This is a genomic window from Ruegeria sp. AL11 (genome assembly GCF_056540865.1).
This window is the reverse complement of the sequence record NZ_JBQFXO010000001.1, coordinates 459,824-479,302: the sequence shown is the minus strand read 5'-3', so window position 1 is coordinate 479,302 and position 19,479 is coordinate 459,824. Positions and strand designations below refer to the sequence as shown.

General features: G+C 57.7%; 17 protein-coding genes and 1 tRNA gene. 7 read left to right on the top strand and 11 right to left on the bottom strand.

Annotation, left to right across the window (positions count from 1 at the left end; translation table 11 throughout):
- The first annotated feature begins 11 nt into the window (after positions 1-11).
- The 4 genes from fumC to ACR0IP_RS02360 are packed head-to-tail and all read left to right on the top strand — an operon-like array spanning position 12 to position 2,461.
- Positions 12-1,406 carry a class II fumarate hydratase gene (fumC, locus tag ACR0IP_RS02375; RefSeq protein ID WP_480523574.1) on the top strand — a complete coding sequence of 465 codons (1,395 nt, stop codon included), beginning with the start codon at positions 12-14 and terminating at the stop codon, positions 1,404-1,406.
- Complete coding sequence (locus ACR0IP_RS02370; RefSeq protein WP_480523572.1) at positions 1,406-1,582, top strand: DUF4169 family protein; 177 nt, start codon at positions 1,406-1,408, stop codon at positions 1,580-1,582. The genes fumC and ACR0IP_RS02370 overlap by 1 nt, the downstream gene beginning before the upstream one ends.
- Entirely contained in the window at positions 1,579-1,800 is a 222-nt protein-coding gene (locus ACR0IP_RS02365; protein ID WP_170466824.1) for a ribbon-helix-helix domain-containing protein, read from the top strand. The genes ACR0IP_RS02370 and ACR0IP_RS02365 overlap by 4 nt, the downstream gene beginning before the upstream one ends.
- Before the next feature lie 58 nt (positions 1,801-1,858).
- The gene (locus ACR0IP_RS02360; RefSeq protein WP_480523570.1) at positions 1,859-2,461 is read left to right on the top strand and encodes a DNA-3-methyladenine glycosylase I; all 603 of its coding nucleotides are present in this window, start codon (positions 1,859-1,861) and stop codon (positions 2,459-2,461) included.
- A gap of 3 nt (positions 2,462-2,464) precedes the next feature.
- Here the strand turns inward: ACR0IP_RS02360 and ACR0IP_RS02355 are convergent, their stop codons facing one another.
- The 4 genes from ACR0IP_RS02355 to ACR0IP_RS02340 form a co-directional block, all read right to left on the bottom strand.
- Positions 2,465-3,346: a fructose bisphosphate aldolase gene (locus ACR0IP_RS02355; protein WP_170641703.1), complete on the bottom strand. Its 882-nt coding sequence runs from the start codon at positions 3,344-3,346 to the stop codon at positions 2,465-2,467.
- 73 nt (positions 3,347-3,419) lie between these two features.
- Complete coding sequence (locus ACR0IP_RS02350; protein WP_480523568.1) at positions 3,420-4,769, bottom strand: cytochrome P450; 1,350 nt, start codon at positions 4,767-4,769, stop codon at positions 3,420-3,422.
- Positions 4,766-5,968, bottom strand: coding sequence for a hypothetical protein (locus tag ACR0IP_RS02345; RefSeq protein ID WP_480523566.1), 1,203 nt, complete (start codon positions 5,966-5,968; stop codon positions 4,766-4,768). The genes ACR0IP_RS02350 and ACR0IP_RS02345 overlap by 4 nt, the downstream gene beginning before the upstream one ends.
- Before the next feature lie 55 nt (positions 5,969-6,023).
- A complete protein-coding gene (locus ACR0IP_RS02340) occupies positions 6,024-6,776 on the bottom strand; it encodes a cytochrome c biogenesis CcdA family protein (protein WP_170373794.1) in 753 nt (250 codons plus the stop codon).
- Positions 6,777-6,881: 105 nt separating this feature from the next.
- On the opposite strand from ACR0IP_RS02340, the gene ACR0IP_RS02335 reads away from it, so the two are divergent.
- Positions 6,882-7,115: a sulfurtransferase TusA family protein gene (locus ACR0IP_RS02335; RefSeq protein ID WP_170373795.1), complete on the top strand. Its 234-nt coding sequence runs from the start codon at positions 6,882-6,884 to the stop codon at positions 7,113-7,115.
- A gap of 65 nt (positions 7,116-7,180) precedes the next feature.
- Here the strand turns inward: ACR0IP_RS02335 and ACR0IP_RS02330 are convergent, their stop codons facing one another.
- Positions 7,181-10,030, bottom strand: coding sequence for an Rne/Rng family ribonuclease (locus ACR0IP_RS02330; protein WP_480523564.1), 2,850 nt, complete (start codon positions 10,028-10,030; stop codon positions 7,181-7,183).
- A 645-nt stretch (positions 10,031-10,675) separates the two neighbouring features.
- Here ACR0IP_RS02330 and ACR0IP_RS02325 point away from each other — a divergent pair.
- Positions 10,676-12,220 (top strand): trimethylamine methyltransferase family protein, encoded by a 1,545-nt coding sequence (locus tag ACR0IP_RS02325; protein ID WP_480523562.1) that lies wholly within the window; start codon positions 10,676-10,678, stop codon positions 12,218-12,220.
- Between the two features lie 51 nt (positions 12,221-12,271).
- Here the strand turns inward: ACR0IP_RS02325 and ACR0IP_RS02320 are convergent, their stop codons facing one another.
- Together ACR0IP_RS02320 and ACR0IP_RS02315 are read right to left on the bottom strand one after the other, a co-directional pair.
- A complete protein-coding gene (locus ACR0IP_RS02320; protein ID WP_170638644.1) occupies positions 12,272-12,517 on the bottom strand; it encodes an EF-hand domain-containing protein in 246 nt (81 codons plus the stop codon).
- Positions 12,518-13,054: 537 nt separating this feature from the next.
- Positions 13,055-16,669, bottom strand: coding sequence for a vitamin B12-dependent ribonucleotide reductase (locus ACR0IP_RS02315; protein ID WP_480523560.1), 3,615 nt, complete (start codon positions 16,667-16,669; stop codon positions 13,055-13,057).
- Between the two features lie 507 nt (positions 16,670-17,176).
- On the opposite strand from ACR0IP_RS02315, the gene ACR0IP_RS02310 reads away from it, so the two are divergent.
- Positions 17,177-17,611 carry a hypothetical protein gene (locus tag ACR0IP_RS02310; RefSeq protein ID WP_170466802.1) on the top strand — a complete coding sequence of 145 codons (435 nt, stop codon included), beginning with the start codon at positions 17,177-17,179 and terminating at the stop codon, positions 17,609-17,611.
- Between the two features lie 9 nt (positions 17,612-17,620).
- Here the strand turns inward: ACR0IP_RS02310 and ACR0IP_RS02305 are convergent.
- The 4 genes from ACR0IP_RS02305 to pdxH all read right to left on the bottom strand — a co-directional run bounded on the left by ACR0IP_RS02305 (position 17,621) and on the right by pdxH (position 19,468).
- Positions 17,621-17,697 (bottom strand) — tRNA-Pro (locus ACR0IP_RS02305).
- A 44-nt stretch (positions 17,698-17,741) separates the two neighbouring features.
- A complete protein-coding gene (locus ACR0IP_RS02300; RefSeq protein ID WP_170688714.1) occupies positions 17,742-18,209 on the bottom strand; it encodes a DUF192 domain-containing protein in 468 nt (155 codons plus the stop codon).
- 4 nt (positions 18,210-18,213) lie between these two features.
- Positions 18,214-18,741, bottom strand: a complete 528-nt coding sequence (locus ACR0IP_RS02295; RefSeq protein ID WP_170373801.1) for a cold-shock protein — start codon at positions 18,739-18,741, stop codon at positions 18,214-18,216.
- Positions 18,742-18,862: 121 nt separating this feature from the next.
- Complete coding sequence (gene pdxH, locus ACR0IP_RS02290) at positions 18,863-19,468, bottom strand: pyridoxamine 5'-phosphate oxidase (protein WP_170373802.1); 606 nt, start codon at positions 19,466-19,468, stop codon at positions 18,863-18,865.
- Between the last annotated feature and the right edge of the window lie 11 nt (positions 19,469-19,479).

The following is a 19,479-nucleotide window of genomic DNA, read 5'->3' as shown; positions in this document are numbered from 1 at the left end:
CGGAGTACCCGATGTCTCAGACCCGCACCGAATCCGACAGCTTTGGCCCGCTCGAGGTTCCCGCTGACAAGTACTGGGGGGCGCAGACGCAGCGCTCGATTATGAACTTCCCCATCGGTTGGGAGAAGCAGCCCGTAGCCATCGTGCGCGCTCTAGGCGTGATCAAAAAAGCCTGCGCAATGGAGAACAAAGCGACCGGCAAGCTGGACGCCAAAATCGCGGACGCGATAATTCAGGCCGCTGGTGAGGTGACTGAGGGCAAATTCGACGACAATTTCCCTCTGGTCGTATGGCAGACCGGCTCGGGCACACAGTCCAACATGAACTCGAATGAAGTGATCGCAAACCGCGCGATCGAGATTCTGGGAGGCGTCATCGGCTCGAAAGACCCGGTTCACCCCAATGATCACTGCAACATGGGCCAATCGTCGAACGACACATTCCCGACCGCCATGCACATCGCAACTGCGGTCAGCGTGCGCGACGTGCTGCTGCCCGGTCTTACCAAATTTGCCGAAACGCTTGAGAAAAAGGCGGCTGAATTTGCGGGCATCATCAAGATCGGACGCACTCATACGCAGGATGCGACTCCCCTGACACTGGAACAGGAATTCGGAGCTTACGCCCATCAGATCCGTCAGGGCATTACCCGCGTTGAGGCTGCAATGCCCGGTATTTACGAGCTGGCGCAGGGTGGTACCGCCGTTGGAACTGGGTTGAACACCCATGGTGGATGGGACGAAGCCGTCGCAGCTAACATGGCTGAAATTACTGGCCTGCCCTTTGTAACCGCTCCGAACAAATTTGAAGCCCTAGCCGCGCATGACGCCATGGTCTTCTTGTCGGGTGCATTGGCGACCATCGCCGGGTCTTGCTATAAGATTGCTAACGACATTCGCTTGCTAGGCTCAGGCCCCCGCTCGGGTCTGGGCGAGCTAATTCTGCCTGAAAACGAGCCAGGGTCTTCCATTATGCCTGGTAAAGTGAACCCGACACAGGCCGAAGCGCTCACTCAGGTTGCCGCACATGTCATGGGCAATGATGCTGCGATTAAGTTCGCGGGCTCCCAGGGTCATTTCCAGCTGAATGTCTATAACCCTATGATGTCCTACAACCTTCTGCAGTCGATCCAACTGCTTGGCGACGCCACCGACAGCTTTACCGAACGGATGCTATCGGGCATTCAAGCCAACGAACCGCGCATCGACAAGCTGATGAAGGAATCGCTGATGCTGGTAACCGCTCTGGCCCCAACCATCGGCTATGACAACGCCACTACGGTTGCCAAAACAGCGCATAAGAACGGCACGACCCTCAAGGAAGAGGCCATCGCGCTGGGCTTTGTCGATGAAGAGACCTTTGACGCCGTCGTGCGCCCCGAACAGATGATCGGCCCGAAAGACTGATGGGTAAGCCGGTCAACTTAAACCGGTATCGGAAAGAGAAAGCGCGGGCCGAGAAAAAGGCCCGCGCGGATCAGAATGCGGTCGCCTTCGGGCGCGGCAAGGCCGAAAAACAGGTCGTAAAGCTGCAAAAAGACAAGCAGAACCGCGATCTGGACAATCACGAGCTGGATGAATGAGCGGCCCTCCGGTCAAACGCTCTCTGACCCTCAAGGGGCACCGGACGTCAGTCTCGCTTGAGGATGAGTTCTGGCGTGCGTTTCGCGATATTGCCGAAGAAAAACAACAACCCATCAATGCTTTGGCGGCAGATATTGATGTTGCACGTGACCCTGAAACAGGGCTGGCATCGGCCATACGTGTTTTCGTTCTGAACTGGTACCGCGACAAGCTTTGAAGCTTGTCAGAGCCTCAGCTTTGAGTGTAGGCTGGATGAGAACAAAATAGGTACATTCATGAGCAAAACCGTTTTGGGTCCTGATGGCCTCGCCCGATGCGCATGGTGTCAAGCGGCGCCTGAGTTCTTCGACTATCATGACACGGAATGGGGTTACCCTGTGTCCGATGATCGACGATTGTTCGAAAAACTGTGTCTTGAAAGCTTTCAGTCCGGCCTCAGCTGGCGCACGATCCTGAACAAGCGCGAGAATTTTCGCCGGGCCTTTTGCGACTTTGATTTCAACAAGATGGCCGAGTTTTCTGACGCAGATATTGAACGCCTTTTGCAAGATTCAGGTATCATCCGCCATCGCGGCAAGATCGAAGCCGTGATCAACAATGCCCGCCGCACGCAGGAGTTGGTGGCGCATGAAGGTTCCCTCGCGGCGTATGTCTGGCGATATGAACCGACCTCACCGCCAGAGCCACAGACTGCCAGCACCTCAGCCGAGTCGGTCGCAATGTCGAAAGACCTGAAAAAGCGGGGCTGGAAGTTTGTCGGCCCCACCACCGTTTTTGCCTTCATGCAGGCGATGGGGCTGATCAATGATCACGCGATAGGCTGCGTCAGCCGAGAAAAAGCGGAACAGATGCGCCGCGATTTCGTCAAACCGGTTTAGGCGTTAGGCCGACGCTTTGAAAATCTTGTCGATATTGCTGCCGAGGGCGGCGTTGAATTCCGCATCCGATTGCTGTTTCGAAAGCCCCTCGGTCAGCGCGCGCGAGAAGGACGCGATCATTTTGCCGTTTTGCCCCAGCAGATCACAGGCCTGCTCGGTCGAGTAACCACCCGAAAGGGCCACTACGCGCAGAACGCGCGGGTGATCGGCCACTTCGTCATAGAGGTTCGCAGAGTTTGGGATGGTCAGCTTCAGCATGACCTCCTGCCCTTCGGCCAGTTGGTCGAGGTTTTTCAGGATTTCGGTTTTTAGAATATCCTCGGCCTCGGCCTTGGTTTCCGAGTTAATGTTCACCTCGGGCTCGACAATCGGCACCATGCCAGCTTCGGTCACGACGCGGGCCACGTCGAATTGCTGGGCAACAACGGCGGCGATACCTTCGGCGTTGGCTTCATGAATGACCGAGCGTTCCTTGGTGCCAAACACGCCTTCCGTTTGGGCCAATGTCTCGGCCAGCCCCGGGATGGGCTTCATCATCTGCACACCGTTTGCAGTATCTTCCAGACCCTTGTCGATTTTCAGGAACGGCACGATCCCTTTGACGGACCATAGGTAATCGGCGACCTTGCGACCTTCGATCTCTTCGCCAAGGGTGCGTTCGAACAGGATCGCGCCGATCACTTTGTCCTTGGTGAAGTCATCCGCCAGGATGATCCGCGCGCGCATGTTCTGGATTTCGCCGAACATCTCCTCTTCCGAGGCGTATTGCGCAGCGTCCACACCATAGAGCGCCAGAGCCTTCGGGGTTGATCCGCCGCTTTGATCCAGTGCTGCAATAAAGCCTGCTCCATCTGACATCTGCGCGCGCTGTTCTGCTTTGGACATAGTATTTTCCCGTTCAAGACTGATTCCGATTTCCTTCACCGCATACAGCACAGTTATGGGTGATGGTAGTTTGTTAGCGCTCAACCACGCGCAACCATATACCATCCTGCGATCTGACCGTCAGATGAGCCACCGGAACAGGCATTTTTTCCGGGATTGTTTCGAATCTGAAATGGCGCAGCAATGTGGACAGGATCAAGGGCCCCTCGACCATCGCAAACCCGGCCCCGGGACAGACGCGAGGGCCTGTCGAGAAGGGAATGTAGGCTTCGCGCTGACAGGATTTGCCGTTTTCCGTGCCCCAACGATTGGGATCGAAACCATCCGGGTTGTCCCACAGCCGCTCCTGCCTATGCAGATGCCACGGGCTGATCACGATCTGTGAGTCTTTTGGAATGTCTCTGTTGCGAAACTTCTCAGGGCAGCTAGCCTGCCGGACCATCATCGGCACAGGCGGATAGAGCCTCAGGGCCTCGCGGAACACATCCCGGCTGAGTTTCAGCTTGGACATCACTGTGAAAGACCGATCCTCAAGCGCGTGCGCTTCCGAGACGAGTTTCTCCTGCCACTCGGGGTAGAGCGCCATCAGATAGAGAGTCCACGCCAAAGCCGAGGCGCTGGTTTCGTGTCCGGCCAGAAAGAAAATCGCAACCTGATCGACCATCTCCTCCGGTTTAAAACACTTGCCGGTTTCCAGGTCAGGTGTCGTCATGATCTTGGTTGCCAGATCATCGGGCGCGCGATGCGCAGCAATCGCCGCAGCCCGATCTTTCGTCAGTTTGGCAATCAGGGAGCGAATCTCTTGCGCGGTCTTACGAGTCTTTCGCGAATGAAATCGGGGCAACCAGCGCGGGAGCGGCACAAAAGCGGCCAGGTTCAACAAGGGCTGCTCGCGCTGATACGTTCGGAACCTGTCAAATACCTGTGCGGCGATGTCGTGTTCGATAGGCACGGAAAACAGAGTTCGGAAAATCACGTCAGCGGCGGCATGGCTAGTGACCTGTTCGCACTCGACTTGCGTTCCCACCAAAGGTCGCAGCCGATCCACACAAGCATCCGCAGCCGCGCGCATGGCAGGGAACGTATCCTTCAGCCGTCCGCCCTCAAAAGCAGGGTCAATGATACGACGCTGGCGTTTCCACACCGCGCCATTGGTCAGAAACACGGACTCCCCCAGCAATGGCCGCAGCCCTTCACTGATACGATGGGATTTCGGAAAATCATCCGGGCGTTTCTTGAGGACCTCATCCACCAAATCCGGTTGATTGATCATGTAGGACCGGAAAAACGGCGTGCGAAACTCGGCCATCCACGCGCGGTAGAGCCGCTGAGGTTGCGCTGACAGCAGGTCCTGTCGGAACAATTTCAGATAGCGCCAGAGAGAGACACGATCCGGGCGAGACTGCGGCTTGGGCGGCTTCATCGGCTCGTATCCGTGTATTTGGAAACCGGCGTCTCGATCCGGCTGTTCGACGGCGCGCGGTCTTTGAACCGTTCTGCCAATGTCAGAGGTCCCGCAGTGATGCGAAAATAATCATAGGTTCCCGGTCGGTCAAAGGCGCAGAGGTATTGAAAATGCAGCCGGAAGAACCTCCACCGCAGGGCTTTCCATCGCTCGGGCGACAGCGTCTGTGTAAACGCGGCGGAGAGGACCAAAGGCCATTTCTTGTCGGGACCCGCGACACCGCTGACGGCGACCGGATCACATAGGGCGAAAGAACAGCCATCACCGGGCGCTGAAACATCCACCCATGTCAAATTGGTTTGCGTAGACAGGAACTGAAGGTCCGACCTGAGTTTCTGCGCCTTGGGCAGGAACGAGACCATCGGCACCACTTGCCCAAGCGTCAAAAACGACAATGCAGTCCGGCTCGAGCCTACCTCCTGTCTGCGCAGAACATCCCCCAGAACAGAAACGCCAAGATGCGCGCCCGAGCTATGGCCGATGACTAGAACCTCATCAACATCCGCTTTTAGCGTGGCCTCTATCAAATCCGCGAACTCATCCAGGCGGTGCTGCAGTTTGCCCGGAATCTCCCCCTGAAATTGCGCGGAATATGCGTAGTCATGCATCAGGTAGTAGGCGAAAAGCCGATTGTCGATTTTGCGGAACCAGCGCAGCAAGCCATAGGCCAAAGTCAAACCCGGTAGTAGTCCCCACCATCCAACCAGAGTGACCGCAACTATCACGACGAAAACAGCGGCGAGAAGTTGCAGCAGCAGCATCCCCACCGGATAAAGCGCTGCAATCACCGGGCCCTTCCTGAGTTGCCGCAGCCTCCTCAATGTTCCTGTTGAGATATAGGTCCACGCCGTCTTACCAAGCTGCCCGTAAGTCGCCAGAATTGAGCCCGACATGCTGTCCTGCACGATATCGGACCAGACCAGAACCTCGATATCCGTTTGAACCTCAACCCCGTCCTGAACGGATGAAACATGCCAGCCAAATGGGCCATCGCCCGTCCTTGGCGCAAGCGCGACCTGATATCCCGAAATCTCAGCCTGCGCTTGCGACTCGGTCCGGTACAGCTCGCGATAGCGCCGCGCGGGGATCGGGTCGTAGCCGGGAATGTAAAACACATGCCGCCTGCGCAGCTGTGGCTGATTTATCTGACTGCTCATGGCCTTACCTTCTGCTGCGCAGGTTAGCGCAGCATTGCGGCCAAGGTAAGGTGGATCAGCCTAGAACCGCCAGCGCCGGGAAGGTTTCCAGCAGCCACCAGCTGAATTCGGTGAACAGGCCGGTGATCAGCATGATGCCCACGAACAGAAGCAGCCCGCCCATAACCTTCTCGATCGTGCCCATATAGGGTTTGATACGGTTCATGACACCCATCGAGCGATTCAGGAACATCGCAGCCAACAGGAACGGAATACCCAAACCCGCCGCATAGACGCCGAGCAACAAAGTACCCCGTGCGACTGATGCCTCAGATGCGGCCAGCGACAGGATCGCGCCTAGCTGAGGGCCAATGCACGGCGTCCAGCCAAAGGCAAATGCGAGACCCAGAATATAGGCGCCAAAGACCGAGCCGCCGGAGTCTCCGGTTTCCACCCGCGCCTCGCGATCCAGTAGAGGGATACGGAACACGTTCAGAAAGTGCAGACCAAAGACAATCACCACCGCACCCGAGAGCTTGGCGAAAAGAACCTGATTTTTCAGAACAAACGCCCCAAAGGCCGAGGCTGTAAAGCCAAGCAGCAGGAATACGGTCGACAGACCCAGAACGAAGAACAAGGCGGTCAAAGTCGCCTTGCGCCGGGCGCGGGCCTGATCTTGCATTTCGTTAATGCTGACGCCGCTCATATACGCCAGGTACGGCGGCACGATAGGCAGCACGCAAGGCGACAGAAAGCTGATCAAACCGCCGATCAGGGCGATGAACATGGCAGGCAGCAGACCCGCGTCGATGATATCTATTCCGAACATGTTTCAGCACATATGGTAAGAAGGCGGCTTCGTCACGGGGCTATTAAGTCACATCATCGTGGTTGCGCGCTGGACACTGCGCCTTGGGCGAAATATCTGAGCCTTATGTCTAATCCTACTGAAACCCTCGATGCCCTGGGCCTGTTGTGCCCCTTGCCTGTGTTGAAAGCGCGCAAAAGGTTGAAGTCCTTGCCCGGTGGAGCAGTATTGCGCGTGCTGGCGGATGATCCTGCGGCGATTGTTGATGTCCCGCATTTTTGTTCGGAGAGCGGCCACACCCTACTGTCGCAAGGCGAAGAGAACGGCCATCAGGTGTATCTGATCCAAAAAGCGGGCTAAGTCGCAAGCAATCGAATCGAAAAAGGCGGGCCTCAAGCCCGCCTTTTCTTTTTTAGCTTCTCATTTTAGCTTCCGAGCGACCACCAGCCGCGCCGTTTAGGCTTGGGCGGCTCCGCCGGTTGTTCCAGCTCTTCCGCAACCGTTTCCAGAACGGGTTCGGCTGGGATTTCCTCAACTACGGGTGCGACTTCAACCTCGGCAACCTCTTCGACCGGAACAGGTTCTTCGACTGGAGCGGGCTCCTCAGCCGGTTGAGCTTCGACCAGTTCTTCTGCTTCCACCGCCTCGGCAGGCGCTGCCGCTTCAACCGCCTCAGCAGGTTCTGCGGCGTCTTGAGCTGGTTCCGGTGTGGCTTCGGCAACCTCAGCGACGTCCGCCGGAGCCTCTTCGGCCTGTTCCGGAGCCGTCTCAGTTTCAGCAACCACATCGGCCGTTTCCACCGGGGCGTCTTCCTGGGCCTCAGCCACCTGTTCGGGGGCATCCTGCGCTTCGGCTTCCACGTCTTTCTTCTTGCGACGCGGCGCACGGCGACGCTTGGGCTTGGCAGGCTTTTCGTCCTCGTCCGATGCCTCAGGAGCGTCTTCCGAGGGAGCCTCGGCAGCAGTATCTTCAGCCGCTTCCGATGCCTCAGCCTCTTGCTGATCGTTGCCACCCTTCTTGCGGCGACGACGACGACGCTTGCGCTTGGGCTTGGCTTCTTCTTCGGCCTGAACCGCCTCTTCTTCGGCCTCTTCCTCTTCGGTTGCGTCAACCAGATCCATCAGTGACGCATCGACGGAGACGACCGGAGCGGTCGCTTCGGGCACGATCCGGCTGGCGGTCTTGAACTTCTCCAGCGAGAAATCAGGGCTGACCAGATGCATGTCGCCTTCGACACGCACGGACAGACCGTAGCGCGACTCGATTTGCGCAATGTGTTCGCGTTTCTGGTTCATCAGGAAGTTAGCAATGCTGACCGGGCAGCGCACCAGAACCTCGCGTGAGCGGCGGCGGGTGCCTTCCTCTTCGATCTGACGCAGGATCGACAGCGCCATGTTGTCGTCCGAGCGGATCAGACCGGTGCCGTGACAAGCCGGACATGGCTGCGTCGTCGCCTCAAGCATACCGGGGCGCAGACGCTGGCGGCTCATCTCCAACAGGCCAAAGCCCGAGATACGACCCACCTGAATACGCGCGCGGTCGGTTTTCAGCTTGTCTTTCAGGCGTTTTTCGACCGCCGTGTTGTTCTTGCGCTCATCCATATCGATGAAGTCGATGACGATCAGACCGGCAAGGTCACGCAGACGCAACTGGCGCGCCACTTCCTCGGCCGCCTCAAGGTTGGTCTTGAGCGCGGTTTCCTCGATCGAGCCTTCCTTGGTCGCCCGGCCCGAGTTCACATCGATCGCCACCAACGCTTCGGTCACGCCGATCACGATGTAACCACCGGATTTCAGCTGCACGGTCGGGTTGAACATCCCGGCCAGATAGCTTTCCACCTGATAGCGCGCGAACAAAGGCAGCGCGTCCTCATAACGTTTCACGTTCTTGGCGTGGGACGGCATGATCATCTTCATGAAGTCCTTGGCGATGCGGTAACCGCCCTCGCCTTCGACCAGAACCTCGTCGATGTCCCGGTTATAGAGGTCACGGATCGACCGTTTGATCAGATCGCCTTCCTCATAGATTTTTGCGGGTGCGATAGATTTCAGAGTCAGCTCGCGAATTTGCTCCCACATACGCTGCAGGTATTCATAGTCGCGCTTGATCTCGGATTTCGTGCGTTTGGCCCCTGCGGTCCGGATGATCAGGCCCGCGCCAGTTGGCACGTCGATCTCGGCTGCGATTTCCTTCAGCTTTTTGCGGTCGGGCGCATTGGTAATCTTGCGGCTGATGCCGCCGCCACGCGCGGTGTTGGGCATCAGGACGCAGTAGCGACCGGCCAGCGACAGATAGGTGGTCAGCGCGGCGCCCTTGTTGCCCCGCTCTTCCTTGACGACCTGCACCAGCAGAACCTGGCGCACTTTGATCACTTCCTGGATCTTGTAGCGACGCGGGCGCGGCTTGCGCGGAGGACGGATATCCTCGCTGTCGTCCTCATCGGCGACCGATTCAATCGAATCATCCTTGGCAGTCGCATCAGGTTTTTTCTCTTCGTCGTCTGAGTCGTCACCTTCGGCAAGCTCTGTCTCAGTGGTTTCTGCCTCAGGCTCAGCCTGCGCGGTTTCCTCAGAGTCAGCCTCGGCTTCTTCCGCATCAGCAGTAGCTTCGGGCTGTTCTTCCGCCTCGGTTTCAGCCTGCTCATCAGAGGTCGCCTCAACGGTCTCGACCTCAACAGCCTCAACCTCAGCAGTCTCTTCTTCTGCGGTCGGCGCGTCAGTGGTCTCAGACACTTCATCCTCAGAAGGTTCTTCTACCGGCGTCTCGGCAACCGTCTCCATCGGAGAGGTCCCCTCGGGCACTGTCAGATCATCGCTCTCTTCGCTGTCGTCGAGATCAATGGTCTCCATACCCGTCGGCTCGGACGTGACATCCAATGTCTCGACCGGATCGTTCGACTTGACGTCCGCTGCCTTGCTGCGCGACCGCGAACGGCGTTTCTTGGGCTTGGCTTCCTCGGCCTCGTCACGCGCCTTCATCGCCTCGGCATAGGCGCGCTCTTCCTCCATCAGCGCCTCACGGTCGGCGACGGGGATCTGATAATAGTCGGGATGAATTTCCGAAAACGCCAGGAAACCATGACGATTGCCGCCATAGTCCACGAATGCCGCCTGCAGAGACGGTTCGACCCGGGTAACTTTTGCTAGATAGATATTGCCAGCGAGCTGGCGTTTATTTTCGGATTCAAAATCGAACTCCTCGACCTTGTTTCCGTCAACCACCACAACCCGAGTTTCCTCGGCGTGGGTGGCATCGATAAGCATTTTCTTAGCCATGTGTCCTTGATGCACCGCGCCAAACGCGTTGTCCTGACCCATCCAGGCGGACAGGCACTTTTGGGGAGGTGTCTTGTACGGGCGATATCAGACGGCGCGCGGCAGGGTCTGGCGCTGTGGCCCCCTGCCCGGTCTTTCAAACGTTGCGCGCGCGTCATCGCGGTTCTTCTCCGACAGGCGCGATCTTGGTCGCCGCCTGCCCATTTATTCCTTTCGCCCGGAATTTTCCGGGCTCAGGCACTCCATTGCCCCGATCGGGGCACAATCGGTCTGCCATGCCGTGAAAGATGGATCATCACATGCGGCACAGCAGCGAAACTCAAAAAAGCGGGACTTATGGGCGTCAAAATCGCCATGCCCGTTCGGACACAATAAAAGCAGTCCTGTGGAAAAGACAATGGGCAAACGTCACGCGACCGAGAAAGCAACATAATTGACAGCGAGGTCGCAAACAGAACAGACTTAAATCTAGCGCTGCTCAGGATGGGCGTGCAAGTCCGAGGAACTGAATGCACAACGAAGTTTGGAAAATACGTCTGATCAGCCGCACGATTGGCGCGGATCGTGGGCGTGCGGCACGGGGACGCCCAGCACAGGTCTGATTTTGCTCGCAATCTCAATCACCTGAATAATCGGATATCTAAAATGAACGAACAAACTCGCAGCTCTGCAAGAACTGGCGGACGCGCAGCGCGTCGTGCTGCCCGCGCCGCAGCCCTGCCCGACCACCTGCGCCCGGTCCGCCCGGGGATGGAGGGCGGCACCTACAAGCCTCTGACCCAAGCGCAGATGGAGCGTATTCACGAAGCGGCGCTTCAGGCTCTGGAAACTATCGGGCTGGCGGACGCCCCGCAAAGCGGGATCGACTATCTGGTGGGCGCTGGCTGCACTCTAGGCGACGATGGGCGCATTCGTTTCCCTCGCGCACTAGTCGAGGACACGATCGCAAAGGCAAACCGCTCGGTCACTCTGTATAGTCGAAACGGCAAGACGGATTTGGAGCTGAGCGGGACAAAGGTTCACTACGGCACGGCGGGTGCCGCGGTCAGCATGGTCGATGTGGATGGGCGGAATTACCGCGACTCGACCGTGCAGGACCTGCACGATGCTTCTCGCATCTGCGAGCAGCTCGACAATATCCACTTCGTTCAGCGCCCCATGGTGTGTCGTGACATCGCCGACAACCTCGAGATGGACTTGAACACGATCTACGCGGCATGCGCGGGTACTTTCAAACATATCGGCACCTCCTTTACCGAACCCAGCCACGTCGCCCCGGCGATGGAGATGATCCACATGATCGCCGGCGGTGAGGATAAATGGCGCGAACGTCCTTTCATCTCGAACTCGAACTGCTTTGTTGTGCCGCCCATGAAATTCGCAACCGAAAGCTGCGAGGTCATGGAAGCGGTGATCAAAGCTGGGATGCCGGTCCTGTTGCTGTCTGCTGGCATGGCCGGAGCAACCGCACCGTCGACCATCGCAGGGGCCATCACTCAAGCCACAGCGGAATGCCTGGCCGGTCTGGTCTACGTAAATGCCGTGGTGCCTGGCGCGCCCGCCGTCTTTGGCACATGGCCCTTCGGTTTGGACCTGCGCACCGGGGCGATGTCCGTGGGATCGGGCGAACAGGCGCTGCTGAGCGCGGGATGTGCCCAGATGCACAATTTCTACAACCTTCCGGGTGGAACCGCCGCCGGAGCATCGGATTCGAAACTGCCCGACATGCAAGCCGGGTGGGAGCAGATGTGTTCGAACGTCATGACCGGCCTATCCGGCGCCAATATGATCTACGAGGCTGCCGGTATGCACGCGTCTCTTCTGGGATTCTGTCTTGAAAGCCTGATCCTCGGCGATGACCTGATCGGACAGGCGCAGCGCTGCGTGCGTGGGATCGAGGTGTCGGACGAAACTCTGGCGCTGGATCAGATCGCCGAGGTTTGCCTGGGCGGCCCCGGCCACTATCTCGGTACGGATGCGACGCTCAGCCGGATGCAGGCGGATTATGTGTATCCGACCTTCGGCGACCGCACCTCACCCAAGGAATGGGCCGAATTGGACAAGCCTGATCTGATCGAAAAAGCCATCGCGCGGAAAAACGAAATCCTCTCCAGCCCGTCTGCAGCGAATTTCGACCCTCTGCTGGACGCGGAAATTCGCGCCAAGTTCAACATTCACTTGCCGTTGTAAGAAATTGAAAAGCGGCCCGATTTTACTCGGGCCGCTGTTTTTTGCCAGCAATCAGCCGTTGCTTGGGGGCAGCAAACCGGCTTCTTGCGCGATGGCGATTTCATCTGCATCCAATGCGCCATCCCCATTTGCGTCCATGGCCGAGAACGTGTCGGCGTTAACCTCGGGCACGACGGCTTGAACCTCTTCGATTGTCAACACGCCATCTCCATTTGCGTCGGCTGCCGATTGCGCAGTGGCCAGAGTGGGCAGTGCGAGTGCTACAGCCGCGAGAGCGGTCAGGTATTTCGGTGTCATAAGTTTGCCTCCTGAGTGAATATTTGGATTTTGCGTCCGGACGAGTGCAAGAGACCTCAGGACTGGAGCCGCGTCACCCGCATAACGAGATCGAGGCCACTTCGCGCCAATCTCCGCGTGTTTGACCGAGTCGCCTCTGCGGCTTGTTGCTGGGCAAAAATCCCCCATCGCGTCTCGGCAAAACTTGCCCGACGGTTTTGAGGTGATCTGGCAAAACTCAGCTTAGCGGCCGGTCGTTGGACAAAAAGAAAGGGGGCCGAAGCCCCCCTGTCAGTTTCGCCTTCCAGGCTCATTTCGTTGACCGCCCGGTATTTTTTTGCCTGCGGCCTGGACTGCGCATGGGGCGAGCGCACCCGCCCCGTGAAAGAGTGGGAGGGAGCAATATTCCGCCCCACCCTGTTCCCGGCCCACACGGGCATGTCGGCCGAGTGGAACATGGCTTTGATGGTAAGTCTCAGCGCCACGCTCCGTATTCGTCGGGGCCGGTACATAAGGCAGCGACCGACCCCTGCACCCCGGGTTGCCAGGGCGCTAAACTCAGCTACACCCGCTTGTCGCGCCGCAGGTGTTGCACTTCATGCAGGTGCCGTTGCGCACCAGCGTGTAGTTTCCGCATTCGCCGCAGGGGTCCCCTTCATAGCCCTGCATCTTGGCTTTGGTCCGTGCGTCCATGCCGGTCGCCACTGCCGTTTCCGCCGACGATTCAAACGCGGCTGCCGGTTCGGACATTCCGTTGAGCTCGGCTTGCGGGTTGAACATCGCCAGGTCCTGCGGCAGACGCTTGCGCAGATACCCAGTTGAGCTGATTTGCTTCAGCACTTCCAAAGACTTGGACGCTGCTGTGTCACTGATCTCGGAGACGTTCGAGACGCCTTCTTCCTCACCACGGCCCAGATCATCAAAGCTCGCGCCTTCGGGTTTCACATGGGCCAGATCGGTGCGGTCCAGATAGGACACGGCCAGTTCGCGGAAGATGTAGTCCAGGATCGATGTCGCGTTCTTGATCGAGTCGTTGCCCTGCACCATCCCAGCCGGTTCGAACTTGGTGAACGTAAAGGCGTCGACGAATTCCTCGAGCGGTACGCCGTATTGCAGGCCGACCGACACCGCGATGGCAAAGTTGTTCATCATCGCCCGGAAGCCCGCGCCTTCCTTGTGCATGTCGATGAAGATCTCGCCCAGCTTGCCGTCTTCGAACTCGCCGGTCCGCAGGTAAACCTTGTGGCCACCGACGATCGCCTTTTGGGTGTAGCCCTTGCGGCGATGGGGTAGTTTCTCGCGATGGCTGCGGATCATTTCCTTAACCACAACCTTCTCGATCACCTTTTCGGCCAGAACGACGGCTTTTTCCTGCGTCGAGCCGCTTTCCAGCACTTCCGCAGCTTCGTCGTCATCTTCGACCAGCGCCGCCGCCAAAGGCTGCGACAGTTTCGAGCCATCACGATAGAGCGCGTTCGCCTTAACACCCAGCGACCAACTGAGTTCGTATGCCTTCTGGCAATCCTCAATGGTCGCGTCGTTCGGCATGTTGATCGTCTTCGAGATCGCACCCGAGATAAAGCTCTGCGCCGCCGCCATCATAGTGATGTGGCTATCAACCCCAAGGAAACGCTTGCCTTTCTTGCCGCACGGGTTGGCGCAGTCGAAGATCGAATAGTGCTCTTCCTTCAGATGCGGCGCGCCTTCCAGCGTCATGGTTCCGCAGACATGATCGTTGGCCGCGTCGATATCGGCCTTGGTAAAGCCCAGATGGCGCAGCAGATCGAAAGTCGGGTCGTTCAACTTGGTCGCCGGGATGCCCAGTACGCCGGTGCAGAAATCCTCACCCAATGTCCATTGGTTGAAGACGAACCGGATGTCGAAGGCGCTTTCCAGTGCAGCGTCTACTTTAGCCAGCTCATTCGGGCCAAAACCATGGCCGGTCAGCGAGGTATGGTTGATGCCCGGCGCGTTGCCGATCGTGCCGTGGCCAACCGCGTAGCCCACGATCTCTTCGATCTCAGACGAGGAATAGCCCAGCTTCTCCAGCGCCGACGGCACCGAGCGGTTGATGATCTTGAAGTAGCCGCCACCCGCGAGCTTCTTGAACTTTACCAGAGCAAAATCCGGCTCGATCCCTGTGGTGTCACAATCCATTACCAGACCGATGGTGCCGGTGGGCGCGATCACGGTGGCCTGCGCGTTGCGGTAACCGTTCTGTTCACCAAGGCTCAGTGCCTCGTCCCATGCCGACATGGCCAGATCGACCAGACGTTTGTCCGGGCAGTTGTTGTGGTCCAGAGGCACGGGCTTTACGGCCAGTTTCTCATACCCATTGGCCACGCCTTGCGCTGCACGGCGGTGGTTGCGAATGACGCGCAGCATGTGGTCCGCGTTGCGCTCATAGCCCTTGAACGGACCCAGCTCTCCGGCGATCTCAGCCGAGGTCGCATATGCCACAGCAGTCATGATTGCGGTCAGCGCGCCACAGATCGACCGACCCTCGTCCGAGTCGTAGCTGTAGCCCATGTTCATCAGCAGACCGCCGATATTGGCATAGCCCAGACCCAAGGTGCGGAAATCATAGGAGAGTTTGGCGATTTCCTTCGACGGGAACTGCGCCATGGTCACCGAGATTTCCAACGTCAGGGTCCACAGGCGCGCCGCATGCATGTAATCAGCCGCTTGGAACTCGCCATCCTTCAGGAATGTCAGCAGGTTCATCGACGCGAGGTTACAGGCCGTATCGTCCAGGAACATGTATTCCGAACACGGGTTTGAGCCGCGAATCTCACCATCTTCGGGACATGTGTGCCACTCGTTGACCGTGTCATGGAACTGGATGCCCGGATCGGCGCAGGCCCAAGCGGCGTGACCGACTTTCTCCCACAGATCGCGTGCTTTTACGGTCTTGGCGACCTTGCCGTCGGTCCGGTTGATCAATTCCCAATCGGCGTCTTTCTCAACAGCGGTCAGGAACGCATTAGTCACGCGGATCGAGTTGTTCGAGTTCTGACCCGAGACCGAGCTATAGGCCTCCGAATCCCAGTCCGTGTCGTAGGTGGGGAACTCGATGCTGTCGTGACCCTGCCGCGCATAGTCCAGCACGCGCTTGATGTAAGTCTCGGGGATCGCGACCTTTTTGGCCGCACGAACCGCTTTCTTCAAACTATCATTCTTGTTGGGATCATACGCATCGTCCTGCGCACCGTCCCAGCTGCGGATGGCCTCGAAAATGCCGTTCAGCATCTTCTCGTGCATCTTCGATCCGGCAACGATCGAGGCCACCTTCTGCTCTTCGATCACCTTCCATTCGATGAATTGCTCGATGTCCGGGTGATCCGCATCGACGATCACCATCTTTGCTGCTCGACGGGTTGTCCCGCCTGATTTGATCGCGCCAGCGGCGCGGTCGCCGATCTTGAGAAAGCCCATTAGGCCCGAGGACTTGCCGCCACCCGACAACGCTTCGCCTTCTGCACGCAGATGGCTGAAATTGGTGCCGGTTCCCGAGCCATATTTGAACAGGCGCGCCTCTCGCACCCACAGATCCATAATGCCGCCTTCGTTCACCAGATCATCATCGACGGACTGGATGAAGCACGCATGCGGCTGCGGGTGCTCGTAAGCGGATTTCGATTTGGTCAGTTTGCCGGTTTTGTAGTCGACATAGTGATGCCCCTGCGCCGGGCCGTCGATCCCGTAAGCCCAGTGAAGACCGGTGTTGAACCACTGAGGCGAGTTCGGCGCGGCACGCTGGGTCGCCAGCATGTAACGCATCTCGTCAAAGTAAGCGCGCGCGTCTTCCTCGGTTGAGAAATAGCCGCCCTTCCAGCCCCAATAGGCCCAAGCGCCCGCCAAACGGTCAAACACCTGTTTCGAAGATGTCTCACCTTCGAACTCGGCATCGTCAGTCGGGACCGAGCGCCACAGGAATTCAGGAACGCCCTTTTCTTTGACCTTCTTCAGCTTGCTGGGTACGCCCGCCTTACGGAAGTATTTCTGTGCGATGACATCACTGGCCACCTGGCTCCAGCTTGAGGGGACCTGGATATTGTCCAGACGAAAAACAATTGTGCCGTCAGGGTTTCGAATCTCGGACGTTGCCGAGACGAAATCGAGGTCCGCATACGCATCCTGCCCTGATTTGGTAAATTTTCTTTCAATCTTCATGTCCGCCGCCTTTTAATGTCCGTCTACCCTCGCTGCGGCTTGGGAAATGCAAAGCCACTAGCAATGCCGAACTTGACAGACGCAAAGGACCAACCGCTGCCCGTATGAGCGCGATACCGCCGCTGCGGTTGCACAAATGTACTCGTGTGCGTTCCGTCCCTGCCCTGCGCCCTCTCCGGCTTTCATACCAGATGTAGTGGCGTCATATTCGGCCCATACAATCTGGCGTATCTTTGCATATCAGGTCAACGACCTTTTTAAGTCATTTTTGAAATCTTTTGTGTTGACCTGTTTGTCGGGTGCATGGAGATCTGATTCCTCCACAGAGTGATCCACGGCGAGACGACGCCGATCGCAAAACCGGCCACATGAAATTGCCTTTTTTACCAGCATGGTTATCCGGGTTTGATCATCCAGACCTGTGCTGGCTAAGCTGGCAGGGAATCATGTTGTGGCCTTTCGGACATATCCTTGCGTCAACCCATTGAACAAAGAGCAGGCAAAACGATGAAGTTGCTTCACCTCGCCCCGATAGGCGCCCTAATCGCGGCCTGCACAGCGCAAGAATTGCCAACGGCGTCGCGTAGCGCTCAATTCAGCGCCTACCCCGACAGGTTGTTCGAAACCTTCCAGACCAGTTGCGACGGCCCCGGCGAAACCTTCCAGAAAATCGACGCCAATTCTTATGAGTGCCGCGAGTTTCTACCACCGGATACCACAGCCTTTTTGATTCTCAGCTATGATGGCTCGCCCGAGGATCTGCCGCAGAGTATCATGCGCATGACCTCAACCAAAACCTCTGGCGGGTACCGCGTGGATGCGCGGCTGTTCTTTCAAGTGCCGCAGAAAAGCGGCGCAACCGTCGAAGTTCCCGTTGAAAGCAAAACGCTGGATAAAGCGCTGAGCGCGCTCTACCAAGCGATGGGTGGTTCACCAACATAAGTGAAGAAGTGGTCGGGGCGGCAGGATTCGAACCTACGACCCCCTGTACCCAAAACAGGTGCGCTACCAGACTGCGCCACGCCCCGAACCGTGCGCCGTTCCTAACGATGCTGATCTGATTTGAAAAGCCCTAACAGGGCCAAATCGCACTCGCTTGTGAAAAAATTTCGTGCCGCATCTGGGTGCCGGGCTGAATGCCGTAACGCGCGGACAAACCGGCGTTGATTTCAAGCACGGCAAAGATGTCGCCGCCCCCTTCAATCGGAGTCAGATCACCGGGAATCGCACCTTCATGCACGCGGGTCACAACGCCCGAGTGATCGACGAAAATCATGTCCAGAGGAATCAGCGTATTCTTCATCCAGAACGCCACCTGTTGCGGTGGGTCGTAGACGAAGAGCATGCCAGACCGGTTCGGCAAGTGCTCGCGGAACATCAGCCCGCGCGATTTCTCGGGACCGGTCACGGCCAGTTCAACATCAAATCGGACATGAGTCTGATCGTTGCGCAACTCTACCCGGTCAGGACGACATTCTGCGGCCACGCTTTCTGCCAGAAATGTCACGCATACTGCCAGAGAAGCCCAAAACCGCATCATGGTGTTAGTGATCCAGCGCCGCTTCCCAAGCCAAGACCTGAGCCGCCATGCGGCCCCGTTTGCCATCAATCACCCGCATGGCAAGCGCTTCGCCCGGCTGCAGATCGGCAAGACCGGAACGGCGGAGAACCTCGATATGCAAAAACACATCCTCATCCCGGCCGAACACATTGGCGAAACCGAATCCCTTGCCTTTGTCGAACCATTTCACCCGTGCAGCTTCCAACGGCGCGGCCGCAATCGCCGCCGGATCCAGCTCGGCAAAGTCGGCCAACATCATTGAGTCGGCGCGCACCGGAGGATCGACAGCAACAACTTCGACCGCCTGAACACCGCGATCCGTACGATGGGTCATGATCTCGATGCCTGCCCCATCGGCGACCGAGCTCTGCCCGAAATTCCGCAACACGTTCACATGCAACAGAATATCCGGGCCGCCTTCATCAGACACAACGAACCCGTATCCCTTTGCGGGATCGAACCATTTTACGTGTCCACGAACGCGGTACATGTTGTTCAGGTCTTCAGGCACGGTGTTCCCATCGAATGATTTAGTAGTGCGTTAAGGTTTCGGTTTTTATGGCAATGGCAGGCAAATTCAAGCTGAAAAAAACCTTTGATTTCGGTCTGTTGCATTTCGCGATACGTGAACGTCATGGATTTAACCTCTGCACATCCCAAGCGGAACCCGGATCAGCCCTCCGCCATCTAAACCGATCATGCAGGCGAAATGCGCCGTCGGCCCAGAATTCAATTTCAGTCGGAACCAACCGGTATCCTCCCCAAAATGGAGGGCGCGGCGGATTGGATCCAAGTTTTGCCGTCACCTTGGCAACCTCGGCCATCAGGGCCGTTCGGCTGCTAAGGGGTTGCGACTGCTTAGACGCCCAAGCACCCAGCCGACTTTTCAGCGACCGTGACGCATAATATTCATCCGCCTTGGGCCCGCTTTCCCGACTGACTATACCACGAACACGAATCTGACGCCGCAAAGATTTCCAATGCATGACAAAAGCGGCTTTTTCAGCCTGATCCAACTCAGCCGCCTTGGCACTTTCATAGTTGGTATAGAAAACAAAGGCCTCCGGCTCGATGTCTTTCAAAAGTACCATGCGCGCGTTCGGCATGCCGTCTTTGTCAACGGTCGCCAGCGCAATCGCGTTCGGGTCATTCGGTTCATTCTGTTCGGCCTCACCCAACCACCGCGCCGCTATTTCAAACGGATCGGAGCCAGCAAAAATGCCATCACGCTCGGTCATTTCCATCCCCT